The following is a 20862-nucleotide window of genomic DNA, read 5'->3' as shown; positions in this document are numbered from 1 at the left end:
AAGATGGCAAACCTACATTTCGAACTCGTAACCCCAGAAAAGCTGGTCCGGTCGGATGATGTCTATATGGTTGTCGTGCCCGGCGCAGAGGGCGATTTTGGCGTATTGGCTGGCCATGCGCCGTTTATGTCCACCATCCGGGATGCAGAGCTTTCCATCTACGCCAGCGAAGGCGCAGAAGCTGAAGTGATCACCGTGCAGGGCGGTTTTGCCGAAGTGAATGAAAAAGGCCTGACCGTATTGGCTGAGGCGGTTTCCTAAGCCTCGACAACCGGTGCCGTCCGGCGTTCACTGCGCCAGAGGAATAATCCACTTAGCAAGATCAGGCTGCCTCCCAGCAACGCGAGTTCGTCAATCGCGTCTCCAAAGATGAATACGCTGATCAAAGATGCGACGATCAACTGGATATAGACAATCGGCGCGATTGCTGCCGCCGTCGTGCGCATAGTAGCCATATAAAGCAGGAAATGGCAGCTCGTGGCCGTGACAGCCACAACTGCACAGCGCAGGATAACATCCCAATCCGGTGGACCGGGAACATGCATCACTGGCACCCAGAAATGGCCGATTACAGAGGCAACCGACAAAAATATGGCGGCCCAGAAGGCAATGTAAAACTGCGCTGCAAATATGGATCGCTGGCTGGACACCATACGATTTAGAATCAGCATCGCCGCCATCGCAACCGCCGAGAACAGGGGCAGAATGGCAACCCAACCAAAGGCCGCCACATTGGGACGGAGCATGATCAGAACACCGCCAAAAGCCACAATTGTCGCTATCCAGGTTGTGGGCCGCATCTTTTCCTTCAAGAACCAGCCTGAAAACAGCGCTGTAAGGATCGGATTAACGAAAGATATCGCCACCGCATCCGCCAGTGGCATGATATAAATAGCTGAAAAGAAAGTAATTGTTCCAATCGCCAGCGTCATACCGCGCGCGGCGTGCAGCCAAGGCCGGCTGATCTGAAAACCGGCTTTGCCCTCTCGCCATGCAAGAATGGCAGCCAAAGCTGTAGCTCCGATGGTAAAACGCAGCGCCGCAACCGCTGGCGCCGGCCAATCGCCCGCCATGGATTTGATAAACGCATCGCCAATGGGGAATCCGGAAAAAGCGATCAGTGCCAACAAGATACCACTGCCCGCTACTGTTTTTCCGATATTTTTATCCGCCTGCAAAATCCGTCCAATCCAAAAAGGCCTGCAGCCACCGATTGCAGGCTATTCAGCAACACACAACCATCTTTTGCCCACCGGAACAAATCGCATAAAACCAAAACTGTCCCATCACCATTATCCAAACATTAACCATTTTCCCCGAAAGAGATGTCTGATGACTTGGGAACAAACTATTTCCGGCGGAGAGACATGAGCGCATTTGGTAAGAAAAATGGATTAGGTGGCGGCAGACCGTCATTTGGCGTCGCAAAACCTATGTCTGGTGGTGGGGGAAAGAAACCTACCGATCCGGAAGATCTCGAGAAACCAGAAGGTGGTGGCCAGTTTCCACCAATAGATGCTGTCCCGCTTCCTGGCGAACAGCAATCCTCTGAAGCGCCTACTCCAGATAAAGACGATGCAATGTCGCGCCTTGCCGAGCGCTCCAATCCACTACCGGAAGAAGGCGACAAGGATGAAGGCTTTGGCGCATCCGTCCACAAGATTAAAGAGCAGGTGCTTCCGCGTTTGCTGGAACGGGTTGACCCAGAAGCTGCGGCAACCCTCAACAAGGAAGAGCTGACCGAGGAATTCCGCCCGATCATCATGGAGGTGCTGACCGAGCTGAAACTGACACTGAACCGCCGTGAGCAATTCGCGCTGGAGAAAGTGCTGGTTGATGAACTGCTCGGCTTTGGGCCTCTTGAAGAGCTGCTCCAAGATCCGGACATTTCCGATATCATGGTGAACGGTCCTGAACAGACCTACATCGAGAAAAAGGGTAAGCTGGAAATCGCGCCAATTCAGTTCCGCGATGAAGAACATCTCTTCCAGATCGCACAGCGTATCGTGAACCAGGTTGGCCGCCGCGTCGACCAGACCACACCGCTTGCTGATGCGCGCTTGGCCGATGGTTCTCGTGTGAACGTCATTGTGCCGCCGCTTAGCCTTAAAGGCACGGCCATCTCCATTCGTAAATTCTCCGACAAACCGATTACCCTCGATATGATGCAGGGCTTTGGTTCTATGTCCACGGCCATGTGTACCGCACTGAAAATTGCCGGCGCCTGCCGCTTCAACGTTGTTATCTCTGGTGGTACGGGTTCTGGTAAAACGACCATGCTCAACGCCATGTCGAAAATGATCGATCCCGGTGAGCGCGTGCTGACCATCGAGGATGCCGCCGAGCTTCGCTTGCAGCAGCCACACTGGCTGCCGCTTGAAACCCGTCCGCCTAACCTTGAAGGCGAAGGCGCCATCACCATCGGTGACCTCGTGAAAAACGCCCTGCGTATGCGTCCTGACCGGATTATTCTCGGTGAGATTCGTGGCGCGGAATGTTTCGATCTTCTCGCTGCCATGAACACGGGCCATGACGGCTCCATGTGTACGCTTCACGCCAACTCTCCGCGCGAGTGTCTTGGCCGTATGGAAAACATGATTTTGATGGGTGATATCAAGATCCCCAAAGAGGCGATTTCGCGTCAGATCGCAGAGTCCGTTGACCTGATTGTACAGGTGAAGCGTCTGCGCGACGGTTCACGCCGTACCACCAACATTACCGAAGTTATCGGGATGGAAGGGGACGTGATCGTGACGCAGGAATTATTCAAATATCAATATCTCGACGAGGATGCCGACGGCAAGATCATTGGTGAATATCAGTCATCCGGTCTACGCCCGTATACGCTTGAAAAAGCGCGGCAATATGGCTTTGAACAGCCCCTGCTTGAGGCTTGTCTCTAAGACATCTCTAAAGCTTCGGCGAAATATTCACCGTTTTTCGCGAGAAGATACTCTGTCGTTGGCGGGAATCCGTCCAGCACCTTTCTCTTTACAAGTCGCTGCGCCGTTGTCGTCTTCAGGCTGAGCGAAACTGCGCGTGGTGATGCCTCGGGCAAAGCCCGTTCGATCGCACTGAAACGGTTCCGCCCTGCGGCCAGGACGTGAACCAGCGGTAAGGTCCAGCGGGTCATATCCTGCACCGGAATTTCCAGGCGATGCTGCGTCTTGATGACAGAACTGGCAACCCTCGCCAGTGCCTCGCCGCTTTCAGTTAGTAGATATTCAGGACGTAGCGGATGACCATGACCCGGATTGCGTATCACCCAACCGGCCTCGATCAGCTGTTCAAGAGCACGAGATAGACTGTCACGCGACAGACCAACGCGATTCAATATCTCCACGAACCGAGCGCCCTTACCAGAAAGCACCGCCAATATCGCAATCGTCCAGCGATAGCGGCTAAGCGCGAGAACCGTCGATAAGGGCAAAATTGACATAATATTTAATCTACTATACTTTTCTGACTATAAATCAAGCACGAGTCGAAAGGGAATTTTCCACATGGCAATGAATTATGACGGCGATTTAACCGTTTCAGTGGGCGTTAGCGACATTGATACGGCCATCGAATGGTATTCAAAAATCCTCGATTTCGAGCTGTTATATAAAAATGCCGATATTGCCTGGGGTGAAATGTCCACTGGATTGTCGAACGTCAATCTCGGCCTCAGTCAGGTCGAAACAGTCCAACATGGCGGCGGTGCCACTCCTGTCTGGGGTGTGAAGGACATAGTTAAGGCAAAAGCCAGTTTGGACGCGGCGAAAGTGAAACAAGACGGCGAAATTCAGCATATTCCCGGTTTGGTGAAACTTCTCACTTTCTACGATCCCGACGGCAATGCGATGATGCTGTTCGAGAATGACAGCCAATGACTTCAGCGTTGTTGTGGCTACCGGTGATGTTGGCAATACAGACGTCAACGCCTGCCGCCGACGGAGAATTGCCCAATTGGCTGCTTGGAAACTGGGCTGGTAAGGGCGCGTTGTTCGAGCAGCCCGCCAACATGTCTCTTTCCGTTTGCCCCGAAACCGGAGACCGCGGACTGACACTCGACTATCAAGTCACGGGGGAAGGCAATCCCGCAATCCATTTTACGGGCCAAGCAGATTATATTCCAGATGGCAAAAATCGATGGCGCGGTCGCTGGATCGGCAGCAATGGTGTGGCCCACGATCTGACTGCTCTCGCCTCAGATGACTCATTCGTTGCCACTTGGAAAAATGCTGCGGTTGAGACAGGTAGAACGCACTATCAAGGCATTGCGCCCGGACAGCTCAGAGTGACGGATTATGTCTTGCGAGACGGTGGACGTTTTGAGCAATTTGCCAGTGCTGAATATGCTCGCAATTCAGCCTGTCCGGCATTGACCAAAAAGGGTCAGTGACCCTTAAACGCCAAACCGATGCTGATGGCGGCAAAGAGCAAAGACATGAGCATGACAAAGGGCCAAGGCATGAAGCCGACTTTTTCGATATTCTTGCGATTGTTTCGTCGGCGTTCCGCGACTGCAGCAATTGCAGCAATCACAACGGCAACGCCGCCAGCAATCGCCCATCCACTTAAATCCGTCAACAAGTCCAAGATCGGTCAGTCATCCAGCATGTTGATAATGCCGGAAAAATCCATGCCGCCTTGCCCATTTGCTTCAGCATATTGCTCATAAAGTGTGCGTGCTTTTTCGCCCATCGGAACCTTTGCACCAGCACTCTCCGCCGCTTCCATCGCAAGACGCAGATCTTTTAACATCAATGCAGCGGCAAAACCGCCCTCATAGTCGTTATCCGCCGGGCTTTGCGGCCCAACACCTGGCACTGGGCAATAGCTTGTCATCGACCAGTTCTGGCCTGATGCCTTCGATGAAATATCATAGAAATTCTGAAGGTCGAGGCCCAGCTTTTCGGCCATCTTGAATGTCTCGCAGGTCGCAATCATCGAAGCACCGAGAAGCATGTTGTTGCAGATCTTAGCTGCCTGCCCTGCGCCATTGTCACCGGCGTGTATGACGGCCTTGCCCATATCCGACAAAATCGGTTCGGCCCGTTTAAAAGCCTGTTCGCTGCCACCGACCATGAAGGTCAGGGTACCGCCATTGGCCGCTGCAATGCCGCCGGATACAGGAGCATCGACTGGTACGATATTCTTGGCCTTGGCCATGTCAGCTACATCCCGCGCGCTATCGACGTCGATGGTCGAGCAATCCAGCACCAATGTGCCCGGTCCGGCATTTATGATCACATCATTGGCATAGACGGACCGGACATGTTTCCCGGCGGGCAGCATGGTCACCACGGCTTCCATATTGCGGATAGCATCGGCGGCATCACTGACAGGATGACAACCCGCTTCCCCAGCCTTGGCGAGCGCTTCGCCAGACAAGTCAAAGGCATGCACCTCATGCCCCGCCTTCGCCAGATTGGCAGCCATCCCGCCGCCCATATTGCCGAGACCGATAAATCCGATTTTCATGTTTAGCGCCCCTTCCATTTGCCTTCACGCTTCTCGATAAACGCAGCCATGCCTTCGGCCTTGTCTTCGGTAGCGGTCAGTATCTGGAACAGGCGGCGCTCGTGCAGCAGGCCCTGATCAAGCATAGTTTCAAATGCGGCATTGACCATTTCCTTGTTCACCTGGATGGCCATCGGCGGCATCGAGGCAATTGTTCCAGCAGCTTTGATAGCTTCGTCAACAAGTTGATCGTGAGGCACGACCCGCGCCACCAGACCTGACCGTTCCGCTTCTTCTGCGTCCATCATCCGGCCCGTCAAACACATGTCCATCGATTTGGATTTACCCACCGCGCGGGTCAGGCGCTGTGACCCTCCCATGCCCGGTGCAACACCTAGCTTGATTTCCGGTTGACCAAATTTGGCGTTTTCACTGGCAATGATGAAATCCGCCATCATGGCCAGTTCACAGCCCCCGCCGAGCGCAAAGCCGTTCACCGCCGCAATCCATGGCTTGCGGGTCGTCTTTACGATCTGGCTCGTCCACTTGGAGAAAAAATCCTCCAGATAGAAATCAGCCGCAGACTTCTCGAACATTTCCTTGATGTCGGCGCCCGCAGCAAAGGCCTTGTCACCCGAACCCGTCAGAACCGCGCAAAGCTGCGTTTCGTCTGCCTCAAAGGCTGCAAAGGCACTGATCAATTCATCCAGAACCTCACTATTCAGCGCATTGAGCGACTTGGGCCGGTTCAGCGTGATCAGAGTTACTTGCCCTTTTTGTTCGGTCAGAATCGTTTCATAAGTCATAGCGGTTTCCATTCCTCATCTGCGGGTAACGGCGCAAAAATACTGTCGATCAATGCGTCACTGGTATCCTCCGGTGTGGAGGGATCCCATTTGGGATTATTATCCTTGTCGACAATCAAGGCGCGAACGCCCTCGATAAAGTCGTGCCGAACCAACACCCTTGCTCCGATGCGATATTCATTGCGCATTTCGTCGGCAAATGTTTCCATCGCCGCCCCTTCTTTCAACTGGCGCAGCGCTACTTTGCAGGTTTGCGGGCTTTTCGTGCCCAGCGTATCCCGTTCTTTCGCGGCCCAATCACTGTCGTCTGCGTCCAAGGCCGCGAGTATCTCTTCATACACATCCGAAGCAAAGAATTTGTCGATCTTGCCTAGGTTGTCAGTAATGCGTGCCGCTGGCACAACGTCAGACAATTGACCCAATATCCCGTCTATCCGATCTGGGTTTTCGCTGATCCGTTCTTTCGCTTCTGCAAGTTTCGCGGATTGCAAATAATGCGTCGCCAAACCCACTTCCTTACATTCCGCACCATCAAGCCGCGCACCAGTCAGCGCCAGAAACTGGCCTAAACGCCCTGCGAGCCGCGACAGGAACCAACCACCACCAACATCTGGAAACAGACCAATACCGGTTTCCGGCATGGCAAAGCGGGTATTTTCTGTCGCAATCCGGTATTTGGCTGGCTGTGAAACACCGACACCACCGCCCATGGTGATACCGTCCATGAAGGCAACCACTGGCTTTGGATATTCGAACAACAGATGGTTGAGCTGATATTCGGTATAGAAAAATTCCCTACCCTCTTTTCCGTCTTTTTTACCGGACGCTTGCAACATAGCGATGTCACCGCCTGCACAAAATCCGCGACCTTCGCTATGATCAATCAACACGGCTTCAACGCTATCGTCATCGCGCCATTCAATCAGCGTATCACGCATAGCTTCACACATGGCGAGATTCAGCGAATGTATAACTTTAGGGCGGTTCAGGCTGATATGCCCGACGCGGCCGGTTTTCCTGATGATAAGGTCTTCGGTCATTTTATCTTTCTATTCTTGAGCGGCGGTTATTGCCGCAACATTTCACGCGATACAATCATTCGCATGACCTGATTGGTGCCTTCAAGGATCGAGTGGACACGCAGATCGCGCCAGAAGCGCTCGATCGGATAGTCCTGCAAATAGCCATATCCGCCAAAAAGCTGCAGCGCATCATTGACGATTTTCGAGCCATTGTCAGTCGCTAGGCGCTTCGCCATAGCGGCAAATTTGGTTTTATCGGGGGCACCCTGCGTCACCTTCACCGCCGCCATGTAAAGCAGAGCACGTGCGGATTCGAGATCTGTCGCCATATCAGCCAGCATGAACTGGGTGTTCTGGAAGTCGCTGATGCTCTTGCCAAATTGCTTGCGTTCTTTGGTGTAAGCAATCGCTTCATCAAGGCAGCGTTGCGCTCCACCGAGCGAACAGGCACCGATGTTCAATCGACCACCGTCAAGGCCTGCCATGGCGATGCGAAAGCCCTCACCTTCGCCGCCGACACGGTTTTCAACCGGCACGCGCACATTATCGAAATTGACCTGCGCGGTTGGTTGCGAATGCCAACCGAGCTTCTTTTCATTCGCGCCGAAGCTGACGCCTTCCATATCCTTTTCGATGACCAGACAAGTTACGCCACTGGCGCCATCATCCGAGGTCCGCGTCATCGTGACGTAAAGCTCATTCTCTCCGCCACCGGAAATAAACGCCTTTGATCCGCTTACGACATAGTGATCGCCATCTCTGACCGCTTTGGTCTTCAGCGATGCTGCATCCGAACCGGCACCCGGTTCGGTCAGGCAATAGCTGGAGATTTTCTCCATGCTGATAAGGTCGGGCAGATATTTATCCTTCACCGCCTGCGCGCCGAATGTATCGATCATCCAGGCCGCCATATTGTGGATGGAGATAAACGCACTGGTTGAAGGACAGCCATAGGCCATGGCTTCCATAATGATCGCGCTTTCCAGCCGGCCGAGACCAATGCCGCCGGACTCCTCGGACACATAAATTCCGCCGAAACCAAGATCTGCGCTTTGTTTGATGACATCACGCGGAAAGATATGCTCTTCGTCCCATTTCCCGGCATGCGGGGTGATCGCATCGGCGGTAAATTTTTGGGCCATGTCCTGAATGGCCAGCTGGTCTTCGGTTAGGGAGAATTGATCCGTCATTGTGACTCCATTAAAAAGGGCGGCGGATTTTGTTCCGCCGCCCGTTATCTCATATTGCGTATGTTACGCCAATTTCCGCATCACATCGCCAAACAGGTCTTCATCCGAGGGCAACTCCTTGGACACTGCGAGCGGTTTGGAGACCCACGTTTCGTTGATCAAGTCACGCCACGTGATGTTATTGTTGGTGCCATTGCCGCCCCAGCTACCACAGCCGAGAGAAAAGGTCTGGCGCATACCGTTCCACAAATTGCCGCTGTTAGAGGCCGATTGTGGCTGATTGACCATTACGCGGGATGTGCGGGTTGCATTGGCCAGTTTCATTATATTCTCGTCTGACTGCGAGTAGAGACCACAGCTATGCCCCTGCCCCTGATAGGCCTGAATATTATTGGTCAGCTCAATCGCTTCTTCAATATCGGCTGCACGATATAGCGCCATGATTACCGTCAGTTTTTCTCCGGAGAATGGAAAGTCCGGGCCGAAACCGGTTTCCGGTACCATGAAGAATGTCCGTCCCTCCGGTAAATTGAAACCAGCCATACCGGCGATCTTCTCTGCTGGTTGTGCAACAATTGATGTGTTGAATTTACCGTCAGGCCACAGCGCATCCTGCAGCTTCTGCTTTTCTTCTTCGTTGACCAGATAACCGCCCTGATGTTTCAGCTTTTCAACCATCTCGTCGTAAATGGCATCGACCAGAATCACACTATTATCTGAGGAACAGCTTGCGGCCAGATCCAAAGTTTTGGAGATGCGGATTTTTTCAGCTGCGTCTTCCAGATCGGCGCTTTCATCCACTGTGATAACCGCATTGCCGACACCAACGCCCAAAGCAGGTGTCCCGCTGGAATAAGCTGCGGTAACCATTGCGCCGCCGCCAGTGGCGAGCACGCGATCACATTGCCGCATCAGTTCATTGGTTTTCTCGACCGATGGCACATCAATGCTGATCACCAGATCTGCCGGTGCGCCCATTTTTACGATGGCATCACGCATCAGGTCACAAATCATCTTGTTGGTCAGCTTCGCTCTCGGATGTGGCGCTACTATGATCGAGTTGCGTCCCTTAACCGCCGATATTGCTTTGATAACCGGTGTGGCTTCCGGATTGGTCGATGGCGACAAGGCACCGATCACGCCGACCGGTTTGGCAATTTTCACGATATTGCGCTCGTGATCTTCCTCGATGATACCAACCGACTTGTCGTCGATAATATCGAACAAGGTCGCCCGCGTCTTGCGGAAAATCTTCAGATATTTGCCGTCATAATTGCCAAGCTGTGTCTCATCGACCGTATGCTGCGCAATTTTTTCGGCCACGGACTCCTCGGCGACGGCCCAGACCATCGCACGGATGAGCTCATCAACCTGTTCTTGTGTGTAATTTTCAATCTGCTGCTGTGCTGCACGTGACCGCGCAACCAGTTCGGCTACTTCTTCCACAATCGGGTCTTGCGGGTTGGTGGTTGTGTCCAGCATTATAAGCTCCTGAAATTATTTGTGCTCGAATATCAACGGAAATGGACTCGTCGACACGGCTTTTTCTTTACCGTTACATATAATTCACCACCGATAAGCATGCAACGCCGCGCGCAATTAAATTACAAAAGCAACAGAGCGCTGCTGCGATACGCAATTGCATTAACAATCCGATTGCGCCTATCGTCAGCGAAATGAACCGTTTCACCACCACTCTATCGGCCCTATGACAACTGATGTTTTAGATAAAGCGCCGGTGGAGCCAGCGCCCGTTCAACCATCCGCAGCCGGCCAAAACCGGCCGATGGCGGGTATAATCACCCGTCTGGCCGCCATGCTTTCGCTTGCGATTATGTTCGCGTTTGTGAAACTGGCCGGGCAACAGGGCGTGCACGTCACCGAAAGCCTGTTCTATCGGCAGCTAACCGCCATGCCTTTAATTTGTTTCCTGATCTGGCGCAGCGAAGCCGGTTGGCCGGCTATAAAATCTGATAAACACGGATTGCATATCCTGCGTTCGACGCTGGGTATCTTTGCCATGGGGCTCAATTTCTGGGCCATGACCCTGCTACCGCTTGCCGATGCCACTACAATCAGCTTTACCGTACCGATTTTTGCGACGCTGTTCGCAGCGCTCATCCTCCGTGAAAAGGTCGGTATCCGGCGTTGGTCCGCCATCCTGATCGGTTTCATCGGCGTTTTGGTGGTTATCCAGCCGGGCGGCAACCTGATCCCCGCCTTTGGTGCAACCGTAGCGTTGATCGGTGCATTGGTCACGGCGTCGGTTACGCTTGTTATCCGGATGCTGGGTCGCACGGAAACCAGCATCGTCACCATATTCTGGTTCTCGGTTTACACTCTCCCCGCACTCGCTATTTGCGCTTATATATATGGCGGTGGGCATGATGCCAAGACCTGGGCCTATTTGTTCGGCGTCGGTATTTTCGGTGCGATTGGCCAACTTACCATCACCCAGTCGTTGCGCTTTGCACCAGTGTCTACAATCATGCCGATGGATTATAGCGCGTTACTCTGGGCGACGATTATTGGCATCATTGTCTTCGGCCAGTGGCCCGGAGTCTCCATTTTAATGGGCGCACCGATTATCATCGGGTCCGGCCTGTTTATCGCCTGGCGGGAGCATGTTCGGGCATCACGAGAAGCAAACAGCGAAAACTGATAGCTTGGCAAGTATGTCCAAAGCGCATAGCCTCCTGATTAAAGGGAGAGGGACATGAATAAATTTTGGCACCATTTAGCTGCGCTATTCGCAATATTCACATTTTCAAATATCGCGGCGGCCAATGAACCGCCCCCCGCCGTTCCCTACCCCAAAGTTACCGTGTACGAAGCGGCCAAGATCATCACCATGGAACCAGGTTTCCCCGAAGCCCGCTATGTCGCAACGGCTGACGGTATTGTCCTAGGAATGGGTAAAACCCTTGATGACCTGAACGCCTGGACAGAGGGCCGCGATGTCACCGTGGACCGGCAATTTGCCAAAAATATCCTGATGCCCGGCTTTGTCGAACCGCATATCCATCCGATGCAGACGATCATGATGTTGCCTATCCCCTTCATCAGCCCAGAAAGCTGGGACTTGCCCGGCAAATCCTATCCCGCGGTGCGCGGCAAGGGGGATTACGAACGCCGTCTGCGCGCGGTTCTTGCGAAAAGCACGGATGAGCTTTTCATCACTTGGGGCCATCACAAGCTATTCCACGGTGATATGGATCGCGCGTTGCTCGATCGCATTGCGCCTGACCGGGCAGTGGTGATCTGGCAGCGAAGCTTTCACGAGATCATCGTCAACACGCCGGCACTGAAATTACTTGGCATCGGCACGAAAGATGCCTTTGCCGAGGCCTTCTCCAAGCCCGGCATCGATCCCAGCCATGCCGACTACGACAGCGGCATCATTCATGAAACAGCCCTGTTCAATGGTATCGAAAAACTCCGCCCTTATCTTTTCTCTCCGGCAAAAGTGCAGCAGGGCCTGACCGATATGCGTCAGATGATGCTGGAAAATGGCGTGACGACCAGCGCGGATCTGGCCTTTGGCGGCTTTGGCGGGCCGGAGATGGAATCGCAGCTGTTCAAGAGCCTCTATGACCAGCCAACAATGCCCTCGCGTATTCTGGCTATTCCGGTTGCTCCCTTAATCACAGGCGACCCCAACGCCTGGCTGGCAGACATGAAGGCTAAATATGACAGCGATAAATTTTTCTTCTCCAACCGGGTAAAGCTGTTCGCTGATGGTGCCTTTTTTGCCCAGTATATGCAGATGAACCCGCCTGGCTATAGCGATGGTCATCAAGGGAAATGGCTGACAGAACCGGACGAATTACTAAAGCAAACCGAGCGGTTCTGGGATGCCGGCTGGAACCTCCATACCCATGTCAATGGCGACAAGGGTCTCGATGTAGTACTTGATATTACTGAGAAGCTTCCCGTTAAAAATGGTCAGGATATTGTAATGGAGCATCTCGGCTATTCGACCGAGGCGCAGAACCGGCGAATTGGCGATATGGGTCTCTATGTCTCTGCCCAGCCCAATTATATCCGCATCCTCGGCGATACTTATGCCAAGACCGGGATGGGGCCCGACCGCGCAGCCCAGATGAGTCGGCTCGGCTCTCTCGAACGCAAAGGCGTCCCGCTCGGTCTGCACAGCGACTTTAACATGGCACCGATTAATCCGCTCTACCTTGCCTGGGTGGCGAGCAACCGGATCACGCTGGACGGCAATGCCAAGGCTCCGGCCGAACGGCTTACGCTCGACAAAGCTTTGCGCGCTATCACCATTGAGGCAGCGCAAGTCATCGGGCTTGATGCCATGGTCGGCAGCATTGCCACCGGCAAGAAAGCCGATTTCACCGTGCTGGATCGTGATCCCTATGAAGGCGGTGCAGCAAAATTGCAGGACGTGCAGGTGCAAGGGGTTGTGTTTGAAGGTCGCTGGTTCCCGGCGCGATAGGCTTTTTTGTTGACCGCAATCTAGTCCGGTTTTCGGTAAACGCTCATGATGGCGCCGTTTCCTGTCGGCGCTGTCTTGACCAGTTCAAGAGTCCCTGTTTCGACATCGCAATCAAATAACCGCTTACCGGCACCGACAATCACTGGAAATATCCACAGACGAAACTCGTCGATCAAATCCGCCGCCAGCAGGGTTTGGATCAATTGCCAACTACCGTGGATTTGCAACAATGGTCCATCCTGACTTTTGACCTCGGTAATGTCGGAGACAACATCACCGGAAAGAAAGGTTGTGTTCGTCCATCTGAGGTCGGTTTTTCCGGAGGATACCACGTAAACATGACCGTTGTTCATGCTGCTGTCCTGATGACCAGAAAACATCTCATAAGTTTTCCGGCCGAGCAGCATATCATAAGGCTCGGCCATCGCCTCTTTCTGAACCTGGTCCATAACCGGATCCCAATATTCTGCGGCCCAGCCGCCCGACGTAAAACCACCTGAGCGATCTTCATCGGGCAACCGGACGGCCTGCATGACGCCATCAAGCGTAGTGAAAGTAAGCGCTGCAATGTCTCTCATTTCATCACTTCCGTGAATATAATTGTCGCCAATGATGCGTCATGATCGCCATTCTTACATAGGCATGTCCATCGCCGGAGCCAGTTCGATGGTCCCGCCGATATCGAGATGAGGTGATTTTTGCGTCATGGCAATGGCGGCATCCTGGTTTTCGGCCTGAATGATTGTGATGCCGGACAGCGGATTGGCTCCGCCATCTTCCGTCACGCCGTCAGAGCTGACGGTAATCGATTGACCAACAGGGAGGCCGCGATCTACCACCGCATCACCAAGACCATCCATCCACGCCATCCATTTCTGCATGTGTTGTTGTCCTTCTTCTGGTGTCATTGAAGTTTTGCCGCCGTGATAAGCCAGGATGAATTTCTGCATTTTCGTTCTCCTCTGAGGGTTTGTTGTTTTTCGAACCGCCTTTATTGCGCCAATCTAAATATGTTAAAGAACATTTTTAGAAGTCTTCTATGGTCTCGTGAAACGGAGAGAAATTCAATGCCTTACAGTGCAGAACATAAGCGGCAGACACGGGCCAAGATCGTTGAATCGGCCAGAATCCTTTTTAACCGCCATGGCTTTCAGGATGTCACGATCGACATGGTGATGGAAAATGCAGGGCTTACGCGTGGTGGTTTCTACAATCATTTCAAGACGAAAGAACAGCTCCATCACGCTGCGGTATCCAGCTTTCTTCATGGCCGCGGCGCGCAATGGCGCAAAGATGCGGGTGTCGATCCCAGCTCGCCGGGGGAAGACATGGTCCGCCAGATGATATCCGGATATCTGTCGTCGGAGCATTTGGGCGATATCGATGGACAATGCCCGATGATCGCCTTGCCGTCGGATATCGCACGCTCCAATCCGCAAGTTCAGACGTCCTATCTGCAACTTCTGGAGGCGATGGTTGGACTGTTTGAAAAGGGTCTTGGTGACAAAGGTGATCAAGGACGGCAACGGGCCTTATCGCTCGCCGCGTTGTGTGTAGGCGGCATGGTTATTGCCAAATCGCTGCCCGATTCAGAACTGGCGGAAGAGGTTCGTGCGGCGGCGCAGGACTTTGCCTTAGGTCAGTTGACCAACTAGGATTCAGGATCGCACATGCCTAATTCACGCCCCGGTCTTTCCCCTCCCAATAAGGATCACGCAATTCGCGGCGCAGTATCTTACCGCTAGCGTTGCGCGGTAATTCCGGGATCACATCAACCGATTTCGGTACCTTGAACCCGGCAATCCGCTCACGGGCCCATGAAATCACACTGTCCGCATCTATCTCACCAGCATCGGGCTTGGGAGAGACGACCGCTTTTACCGCTTCGCCCCATTTCTCATCGGGGATACCGATTACTGCGACTTCGTTGACCTGCGGGTGGCCGAAAATCGCGTTCTCAACCTCCGCTGGATAGACATTCTCACCGCCGGAGATGATCATGTCCTTCACCCGGTCCTTTATGTAAAAATAGCCGTCTTCGTCCATGATCGCAGCATCGCCGGTATAGAGCCAGCCATCACTATCCACTGTCTCGGCAGTCTTTTCAGGATTGTTGAAATAATGCAGCATGTTAAGACCAGATCGTGTGGCGATTTCTCCGATTGTACCGGGCAGCACTTCCTGACGCTGCTCATCGACAATTTTCATTTCCACTCCGGGCAGCGGCACGCCGATACCGCGCATCCGCTCGTTGCCATCCGGATCATGATCCTCGGGCGGCAGGATGCATACTGTGCCGGTGGTTTCGGTCATGCCATATTGCTGACAGAATAAAGCCTGTGGCATCGTCTGGATACACTGGCGCAGCAGCTCCAACGGAATCGGCGCAGCACCATAGGTGACCGAGCGGACCGTAGAGAAATCCGTGTCCTTGGCGCGCGGCCAGTTGACCAGCATTTGCAGCGCCGTCGGCACAAGGAAAAACTGGTTCAACCCCTTGTCCACACAATCGAGCACGGTATCCGGATGAAATTCGGGAATGACCATCATGGTGGCGCCATTGTAAAAGGCAATCGGTCCAATGCCCGACCCGGCAATATGCGCGCAAGGCATCACTGCAAGCGTGCTGTCGTCAGGGCCAATGTCAATCCAGGCATGTTCCGGCTTGTTCTCGACGAGCGGGCGCATTTTGAACAGATTGTCGTTGGTCAGCACCGCACCCTTGGGATTGCCGGTGGTGCCAGAGGTGTAGAGTTGCAGTACGCCCTTTGCCGGATCAATGTCGGGCAGCTCGCCGGGTTGGGTTTTGACCAACCACTCGTCGAGCGCCTGCAGCCCGTCTGCCTCTCCGGCAGAGAGTATAGTTTTGACGGTCCCCGCCTGTGCTGCCGCCTGCTTGGCGACCTCGGCAAATTCGGGTTCACAGATCAGCAGCGGCGCCTGTGTATCCTTCAGTACATAGGCCACTTCTGGCGCGGCAAGACGCCACCCAATCGGGGCAATCACCGCACCTGCACGGCTCGCGGCGGCAAAGAGCGTGAAATAAAGTGCGCTGTTCTTGCCCAGCCAGCAGACCCGGTCACCTTCTTTCAAACCGGAGCCTGTGAAGGCCCGCGCATAGTCGGAGACAATCCGGTCAAGCTCCGCATAGGTCACCACCCCCTCGGCATCATCCAGCGCGATATTATCTGGCAGGCGCTCTGCCCAATAGGCGATGGATGATCCCATGCACCGGCGAATTTCTGGCGTTTCGTTTGACATGCCCACTCCTTGGTCTCTTTTGGCAGACGTTAAGCGGTCGCTTAAATCAAGGCAAGAGCGTTGACGTTACGGCAACAGGGTCAGTCGCGTCGATAAATTAGCGACAGGTTATTGGCTGGCATTTCAACGAGGTCGGTACGCGTAAACCCGTTTTTCGTGGCCAGCGTATCCATGTCAGCGACTTCGCGGATACCCCAGCGCAAATTGCGGCTTTTGAGACTGCGGTCAAAGTCGAGATTGCCTTGCGCCGTTGGCGCATCACCGCGAAAATAAGGCCCATAGAGATAGAAGCTGCTGCCTGGCTCCAGCAGGAGGGCTGCCTTCTCAAACAGCCCGATGGACGCCTCCCACGGTGCGATATGAACCATGTTGATGCACAAGATCGCAGAAGGTTTTTCAATGTCCCAACGGAGAGCCAGCGCGTCGAGTTGTAGTGGTGGCAGGACATTGCCTACCCCTGCCCGCTTCGTCCAGCCGGCAATAGAACGGCAACCATCCGGATCGGGATCGCTAGGCTGCCATGTCAGGTCCGGGAATTTCTCACCGAAATAGACCGCATGCTCGCCCGTACCGCTGGCAACTTCCAGCACGGTGCCACTATCCGGCAAGACTTCCTGCAGCACCGCAATGATCGCATCGCGGTTGCGCAGAGTGGCGGGGGCGTGCTTTTCATCCTCCGGGCCAGCCTGATCGCGGAACCATGGGGTGGAATCGCCATCATTTGTCATCAAAGCGCTCCTCGATAGGTTGCCGCCGCCAGATCGCGGCAAGAAAACTGCCAATGACCACATGATAGACCGCTGAGATCGCGCTGGGAACCGGCGCGAGAGCCGCTTGCATAGGATTTGCAAATTGCGCGGCGAAGGCGGACGTCGATGCAAGACTGGAACCCAGACCGCTATTTTGCATACCGACCTCAATACTGATTGTCCGTCGTTCTCCGACACCAAAGCCCAAAGCCCGGGTCAGCATATAACCCAGACCGAACCCGAAAACATGAAGCAGCAGCACGGCCAGCATCAGGATGCCGAAATGTTCCTGTATCAGGGCTTTAGAATTGGCGATGATGGCACCTACGATTAATACGATCACGATGACCGATGCGAGCGGAGAGACTATTGCGATTTTCGCCGTCGCTTTGGGAAAATAGCGATTGAGCAACACGCCGGCGATCACCGGCAACAGCACGATCGAGACCATGTTGATGAACAGGTTCCACTGGTCAATCTCGACAAATTTTCCCGCTAGCCAGCCAGTGAGCAGCGGTGTGGCAACAACGGCAATCAATGTGGAGGCCATGGTCATCGTCACGGACAGCGCGAGATTGGCGTTGGCAAGATAGGCCACAACATTAGATGCCGTACCGCCCGGACAGCAGGATACAAGGATCAGTCCAACCGCCAGTCCGGTTTCCAGGTCCGCCAGCATCGCGATGGCAATCCCGGCAAGCGGCATGACCGTGAATTGTAATACAACGCCCGCTCCCACGCATTTGGGAATACGGCCAATGCGTTTGAAATCGTCAAAGGACAGGGTCAGGCCCATACCCAGCATGATAAACCCCAACATGACGCTGATCAGCGGTTGGCCCAGTGGCCGGAAACGCCCGTCAACCACCCAGAGAAAATGCTCCGGTATGAACCACGCCCAAGCGGTGCCTATGACAGTCCACAGCGCAAACAGGTTTGTTAAGCGCTGTATCATATTGCCCCCAAAACCGGCTGTCAGTCAGCCTTTACTCGGCTGCTTCAGCATATTCCTCCGGTTCTTTCCAGACCAAAATCGGTTTGCGGGCAGCTTGCGTCTCGTCCAGCCGTCGGCGCGGAGCAAAATGCGGCGCGGATTTCAGCAGCTCATCACCAGCCTTGGCCCGCTCTGCCACCGACCGCAGAGCGCCGATAAACTGGTCAATCGCAGCTTTGCTCTCGGTTTCTGTCGGCTCGACCAGCATCGCGCCATGAACCACCAACGGGAAATACATGGTCATCGGATGATAGCCCTCGTCGATCAGGCCCTTGGCGAGATCAAGCGTGGTCAGGCCGTTCGCAAAGCCATTGTCGGAGAATAATGCCTCATGCATGCACGGACCTGACTTGGCGAATGGCGCTTCCAGCACATCCTCCATGCTGCGCAGTACATAGTTCGCATTGAGCACCGCATCCTCGGCCACCTGTTTCAGGCCGTCGGCACCATGGCTGAGCATATAGGTCAATGCCCGCGTGAACATACCCATCTGGCCATGAAAGGCGACCATCCGACCAAAGCTGCTTTCGTGATGGTCTTCGGCAGTTTCCTCTTCGACGAGATGGAAATGACCATCTTCGGTTTTCTCAACAAAAGGCAGAGGCGCGAATGGTTCCAGCGCTTCGGAGAATACCACCGGACCAGAACCTGGTCCACCACCGCCATGCGGGGTGGAGAAGGTCTTGTGCAGATTGATATGCATCGCATCAATGCCAAGATCGCCCGGACGCACACGGCCTACGATTGCGTTGAAGTTGGCGCCGTCACAATAAACCAGACCGCCGGCCGCATGCACCGCATCGGAAATCGCTTTCATATCCGGTTCAAACAGCCCGCAAGTATTGGGATTCGTGATCATCACACCGGCCACATCAGGACCGAGGCGTGCCTTGAGGGCGTCAAGATCAACACGGCCATCGGCATTGGCGGGAATATCCTCCACCTTATAACCTGCAAATGCGGCCGTAGCGGGATTGGTGCCATGGGCGCTTTCAGGCACCAATATGACTTCTCGCGCATCACCGCGGGCTTCGAGCGCCGAACGGATAGCGAGAATGCCGCACAGCTCACCATGCGCACCCGCCTTGGGGCTCATCGCCACTGCTGGCATGCCGGTTAGTTTCTTGAGCCACTCGGCGAGCTGGTAAATGGTTTCGAGCGCACCCTGCACACTGTCTACCGGCTGTAGCGGGTGGATATCCGAAAAGCCCTTGAGCCGTGCCATTTTCTCATTGAGGCGCGGATTATGCTTCATCGTGCAGCTACCCAGCGGGAACAGACCGACATCAATGGCATAGTTCTGGCGACTAAGTCGCGTATAATGGCGCACAGCCTCCGCTTCGGACAGCCCGGGAATGCTGATGGGTTCGTCCCGGTCGAGACCGCCCAGACGACTCTCAGCCGCTGGCGCTGCTGGCAAGTCAACGCCGCTGCGGTCGGGCGATCCGGTCTCGAAAATCAATGGCTCATCAACCATTAGCGCACGATTGCCGGTATGGGTCTTTAGCGCACCTGAATCTGGCGCGATGATATTCTCTTCCTGTTTCGTCGGACGGCCTTCGGTGAGCATGCTCATGCCAATTCTCCTTCCAGCGCAGTCGCCAGCATTTCGACATCCTCGTCGCTCGTCGTCTCTGTCACAGCGACAACAAGCCCGTGGGCCAATCCACTTTCATCCGGATAGAGACGGCCGAGAGACACGCCGGCCAGAATTTTCTGATCCGCCAGCTTGCGGACAATTGGCCGTGTATCTTTATCAAGAACCAATGTGAACTCATTGAAAAAGCTATCATTCAAAAGCGAAATACCCTTGATCTGCGTCAGGCGATCGGCGGCGACAACCGCTTTTTTGTGATTGAGCATCGCGAGGTCACGTAAACCTTTTTCGCCAAGCAATGTCATGTGTGCCGTAAAGGCCAGCGCACAAAGCCCGCTATTGGTGCAGATGTTAGATGTCGCTTTCTCACGGCGAATATGCTGCTCGCGCGTCGACAAGGTCAGCACAAAACCGCGCTTGCCTTCTGCATCGACCGTCTCGCCGCAGAGACGCCCCGGCATCTGCCGCACATATTTCTGTTTGCAACCAAACAGCCCCACATAAGGTCCACCAAATTGCAGGCCAACGCCAAGCGACTGACCTTCGCCAACGACGATATCCGCGTCCATCTGACCTGGCGCCTTGATCGCACCCAGGGCGACAGGTTCCGTCACAACAGCGATCAACAACGCTTTATGATTATGGGCTTTTTCAGCCAGTTCGGACATATCAGCGATGCGTCCCAATATATCGGGATATTGCACAACGACACAGCTGGTATCGTCATCAATCTGGTCGAGCAGATCAGCGCCATCGGTCGTCGCTTCCAACGTCGGCGCTTCGCTCACCAACTGGTCTTTCGTAAAGCGCGCCATCGTCTTAGCCACCGACACATAATGCGGATGCAGGCCAGAAGAGAGAACCGCCTTGCCGCGTTTTGTAATCCGCCGCGCCATGACAATCGCTTCCCAGCAAGCCGTGGAGCCATCATACATGGACGCATTGGCAACATCGACGCCAAATAGCCGCGCAACCTGTGTCTGGAACTCGAACAGGGTCTGCAACGTCCCCTGCGCGATTTCTGGTTGATACGGCGTATAAGCCGTCAGAAACTCGCCACGCTGGATGATGTGATCAACGCTAGCGGGCACATGGTGGCGATAGGCCCCGGCCCCCAGGAAGAACGGCATATCACCGGCGGCCGAGTTATTTTTGGCCAGCTTCTTCATATGCGCTTCGACCGCCATTTCCCCAGCATGCATCGGCAGATCACGGATCGGACCTTCCAGCCGCGCATCCTCTGGCACATCGACGAAAAGGTCGTCGATGCTGCTGGCACCAATTGTCGCCAGCATATCCTGACGGTCATTTGGGGTTAGCGGTAAATAACGCATTT

22 protein-coding genes are annotated in these 20862 nt (G+C 54.3%); 7 read left to right on the top strand and 15 right to left on the bottom strand.

Annotation, left to right across the window (positions count from 1 at the left end; all coding sequences use genetic code 11):
* Nucleotides 1–3: 3 nt before the first annotated feature.
* On the top strand, nt 4–261 hold the full coding sequence (locus AC6I9Z_RS08200) for an ATP synthase F1 subunit epsilon (RefSeq protein ID WP_108810671.1): 258 nt from the start codon (nt 4–6) through the stop codon (nt 259–261).
* Here AC6I9Z_RS08200 and AC6I9Z_RS08195 read toward each other — a convergent pair.
* Nucleotides 258–1178 carry a DMT family transporter gene (locus tag AC6I9Z_RS08195; RefSeq protein ID WP_461455102.1) on the bottom strand — a complete coding sequence of 307 codons (921 nt, stop codon included), beginning with the start codon at nt 1176–1178 and terminating at the stop codon, nt 258–260. The two genes, AC6I9Z_RS08200 and AC6I9Z_RS08195, sit on opposite strands and share 4 nt — an antisense overlap.
* Before the next feature lie 189 nt (nt 1179–1367).
* Here AC6I9Z_RS08195 and AC6I9Z_RS08190 point away from each other — a divergent pair, with 189 nt between their 5' ends.
* A complete protein-coding gene (locus AC6I9Z_RS08190; RefSeq protein ID WP_461455100.1) occupies nt 1368–2903 on the top strand; it encodes a TadA family conjugal transfer-associated ATPase in 1536 nt (511 codons plus the stop codon).
* Here the strand turns inward: AC6I9Z_RS08190 and AC6I9Z_RS08185 are convergent.
* Nucleotides 2900–3439 (bottom strand): winged helix-turn-helix transcriptional regulator, encoded by a 540-nt coding sequence (locus AC6I9Z_RS08185; protein WP_461455098.1) that lies wholly within the window; start codon nt 3437–3439, stop codon nt 2900–2902. The genes AC6I9Z_RS08190 and AC6I9Z_RS08185 overlap by 4 nt on opposite strands.
* 64 nt (nt 3440–3503) lie before the next feature.
* Here AC6I9Z_RS08185 and AC6I9Z_RS08180 point away from each other — a divergent pair, with 64 nt between their 5' ends.
* Complete coding sequence (locus tag AC6I9Z_RS08180; protein WP_461455096.1) at nt 3504–3875, top strand: VOC family protein; 372 nt, start codon at nt 3504–3506, stop codon at nt 3873–3875.
* Nucleotides 3872–4387 (top strand): hypothetical protein, encoded by a 516-nt coding sequence (locus AC6I9Z_RS08175; protein WP_461455094.1) that lies wholly within the window; start codon nt 3872–3874, stop codon nt 4385–4387. Before AC6I9Z_RS08180 ends, AC6I9Z_RS08175 begins: the two co-directional genes overlap by 4 nt.
* Here the strand turns inward: AC6I9Z_RS08175 and AC6I9Z_RS08170 are convergent.
* The 6 genes from AC6I9Z_RS08170 to AC6I9Z_RS08145 form a co-directional block, all read right to left on the bottom strand.
* Nucleotides 4381–4575 carry a hypothetical protein gene (locus tag AC6I9Z_RS08170; protein WP_461455092.1) on the bottom strand — a complete coding sequence of 65 codons (195 nt, stop codon included), beginning with the start codon at nt 4573–4575 and terminating at the stop codon, nt 4381–4383. The two genes, AC6I9Z_RS08175 and AC6I9Z_RS08170, sit on opposite strands and share 7 nt — an antisense overlap.
* A 15-nt stretch (nt 4576–4590) precedes the next feature.
* Entirely contained in the window at nt 4591–5469 is an 879-nt protein-coding gene (gene mmsB, locus AC6I9Z_RS08165) for a 3-hydroxyisobutyrate dehydrogenase (protein ID WP_461455090.1), read from the bottom strand.
* 2 nt (nt 5470–5471) lie between these two features.
* Entirely contained in the window at nt 5472–6254 is a 783-nt protein-coding gene (locus AC6I9Z_RS08160; protein ID WP_461455088.1) for an enoyl-CoA hydratase-related protein, read from the bottom strand.
* Nucleotides 6251–7294, bottom strand: coding sequence for an enoyl-CoA hydratase/isomerase family protein (locus AC6I9Z_RS08155; protein ID WP_461455086.1), 1044 nt, complete (start codon nt 7292–7294; stop codon nt 6251–6253). The genes AC6I9Z_RS08160 and AC6I9Z_RS08155 overlap by 4 nt, the downstream gene beginning before the upstream one ends.
* Nucleotides 7295–7320: 26 nt before the next feature.
* Complete coding sequence (locus AC6I9Z_RS08150) at nt 7321–8466, bottom strand: acyl-CoA dehydrogenase family protein (RefSeq protein ID WP_461455084.1); 1146 nt, start codon at nt 8464–8466, stop codon at nt 7321–7323.
* Nucleotides 8467–8529: 63 nt separating this feature from the next.
* Complete coding sequence (locus AC6I9Z_RS08145) at nt 8530–9948, bottom strand: aldehyde dehydrogenase family protein (RefSeq protein ID WP_461455082.1); 1419 nt, start codon at nt 9946–9948, stop codon at nt 8530–8532.
* 226 nt (nt 9949–10174) lie between these two features.
* Here AC6I9Z_RS08145 and AC6I9Z_RS08140 point away from each other — a divergent pair, with 226 nt between their 5' ends.
* Nucleotides 10175–11128: a DMT family transporter gene (locus tag AC6I9Z_RS08140; RefSeq protein ID WP_461455080.1), complete on the top strand. Its 954-nt coding sequence runs from the start codon at nt 10175–10177 to the stop codon at nt 11126–11128.
* A gap of 54 nt (nt 11129–11182) precedes the next feature.
* Entirely contained in the window at nt 11183–12925 is a 1743-nt protein-coding gene (locus AC6I9Z_RS08135) for an amidohydrolase (protein WP_461455078.1), read from the top strand.
* Nucleotides 12926–12945: 20 nt separating this feature from the next.
* Here AC6I9Z_RS08135 and AC6I9Z_RS08130 read toward each other — a convergent pair whose 3' ends face one another.
* On the bottom strand, nt 12946–13503 hold the full coding sequence (locus AC6I9Z_RS08130) for a dihydrofolate reductase family protein (RefSeq protein WP_461455076.1): 558 nt from the start codon (nt 13501–13503) through the stop codon (nt 12946–12948).
* A gap of 54 nt (nt 13504–13557) precedes the next feature.
* Nucleotides 13558–13875 (bottom strand): YciI family protein, encoded by a 318-nt coding sequence (locus AC6I9Z_RS08125; RefSeq protein ID WP_461455074.1) that lies wholly within the window; start codon nt 13873–13875, stop codon nt 13558–13560.
* Between the two features lie 117 nt (nt 13876–13992).
* Between AC6I9Z_RS08125 and AC6I9Z_RS08120 the strand changes: the two genes are divergently transcribed.
* Complete coding sequence (locus AC6I9Z_RS08120; RefSeq protein ID WP_461455072.1) at nt 13993–14580, top strand: TetR/AcrR family transcriptional regulator; 588 nt, start codon at nt 13993–13995, stop codon at nt 14578–14580.
* Between the two features lie 19 nt (nt 14581–14599).
* Here the strand turns inward: AC6I9Z_RS08120 and AC6I9Z_RS08115 are convergent, their stop codons facing one another.
* The 5 genes from AC6I9Z_RS08115 to gcvPA form a co-directional block, all read right to left on the bottom strand.
* Nucleotides 14600–16186, bottom strand: coding sequence for a long-chain-fatty-acid--CoA ligase (locus AC6I9Z_RS08115; protein ID WP_461455070.1), 1587 nt, complete (start codon nt 16184–16186; stop codon nt 14600–14602).
* A gap of 80 nt (nt 16187–16266) precedes the next feature.
* Nucleotides 16267–16914 carry a DUF938 domain-containing protein gene (locus AC6I9Z_RS08110; protein WP_461455068.1) on the bottom strand — a complete coding sequence of 216 codons (648 nt, stop codon included), beginning with the start codon at nt 16912–16914 and terminating at the stop codon, nt 16267–16269.
* Nucleotides 16904–17890: a bile acid:sodium symporter family protein gene (locus tag AC6I9Z_RS08105; RefSeq protein WP_461455066.1), complete on the bottom strand. Its 987-nt coding sequence runs from the start codon at nt 17888–17890 to the stop codon at nt 16904–16906. Before AC6I9Z_RS08105 ends, AC6I9Z_RS08110 begins: the two co-directional genes overlap by 11 nt.
* A 31-nt stretch (nt 17891–17921) precedes the next feature.
* A complete protein-coding gene (gcvPB, locus tag AC6I9Z_RS08100) occupies nt 17922–19505 on the bottom strand; it encodes an aminomethyl-transferring glycine dehydrogenase subunit GcvPB (protein ID WP_461455064.1) in 1584 nt (527 codons plus the stop codon).
* On the bottom strand, nt 19502–20860 hold the full coding sequence (gene gcvPA, locus AC6I9Z_RS08095; protein WP_461455062.1) for an aminomethyl-transferring glycine dehydrogenase subunit GcvPA: 1359 nt from the start codon (nt 20858–20860) through the stop codon (nt 19502–19504). Before gcvPA ends, gcvPB begins: the two co-directional genes overlap by 4 nt.
* Between the last annotated feature and the right edge of the window lie 2 nt (nt 20861–20862).

The organism is Parasphingorhabdus sp. (assembly GCF_059726685.1).
This window is presented reverse-complemented; position numbering and strand designations above follow the sequence as displayed.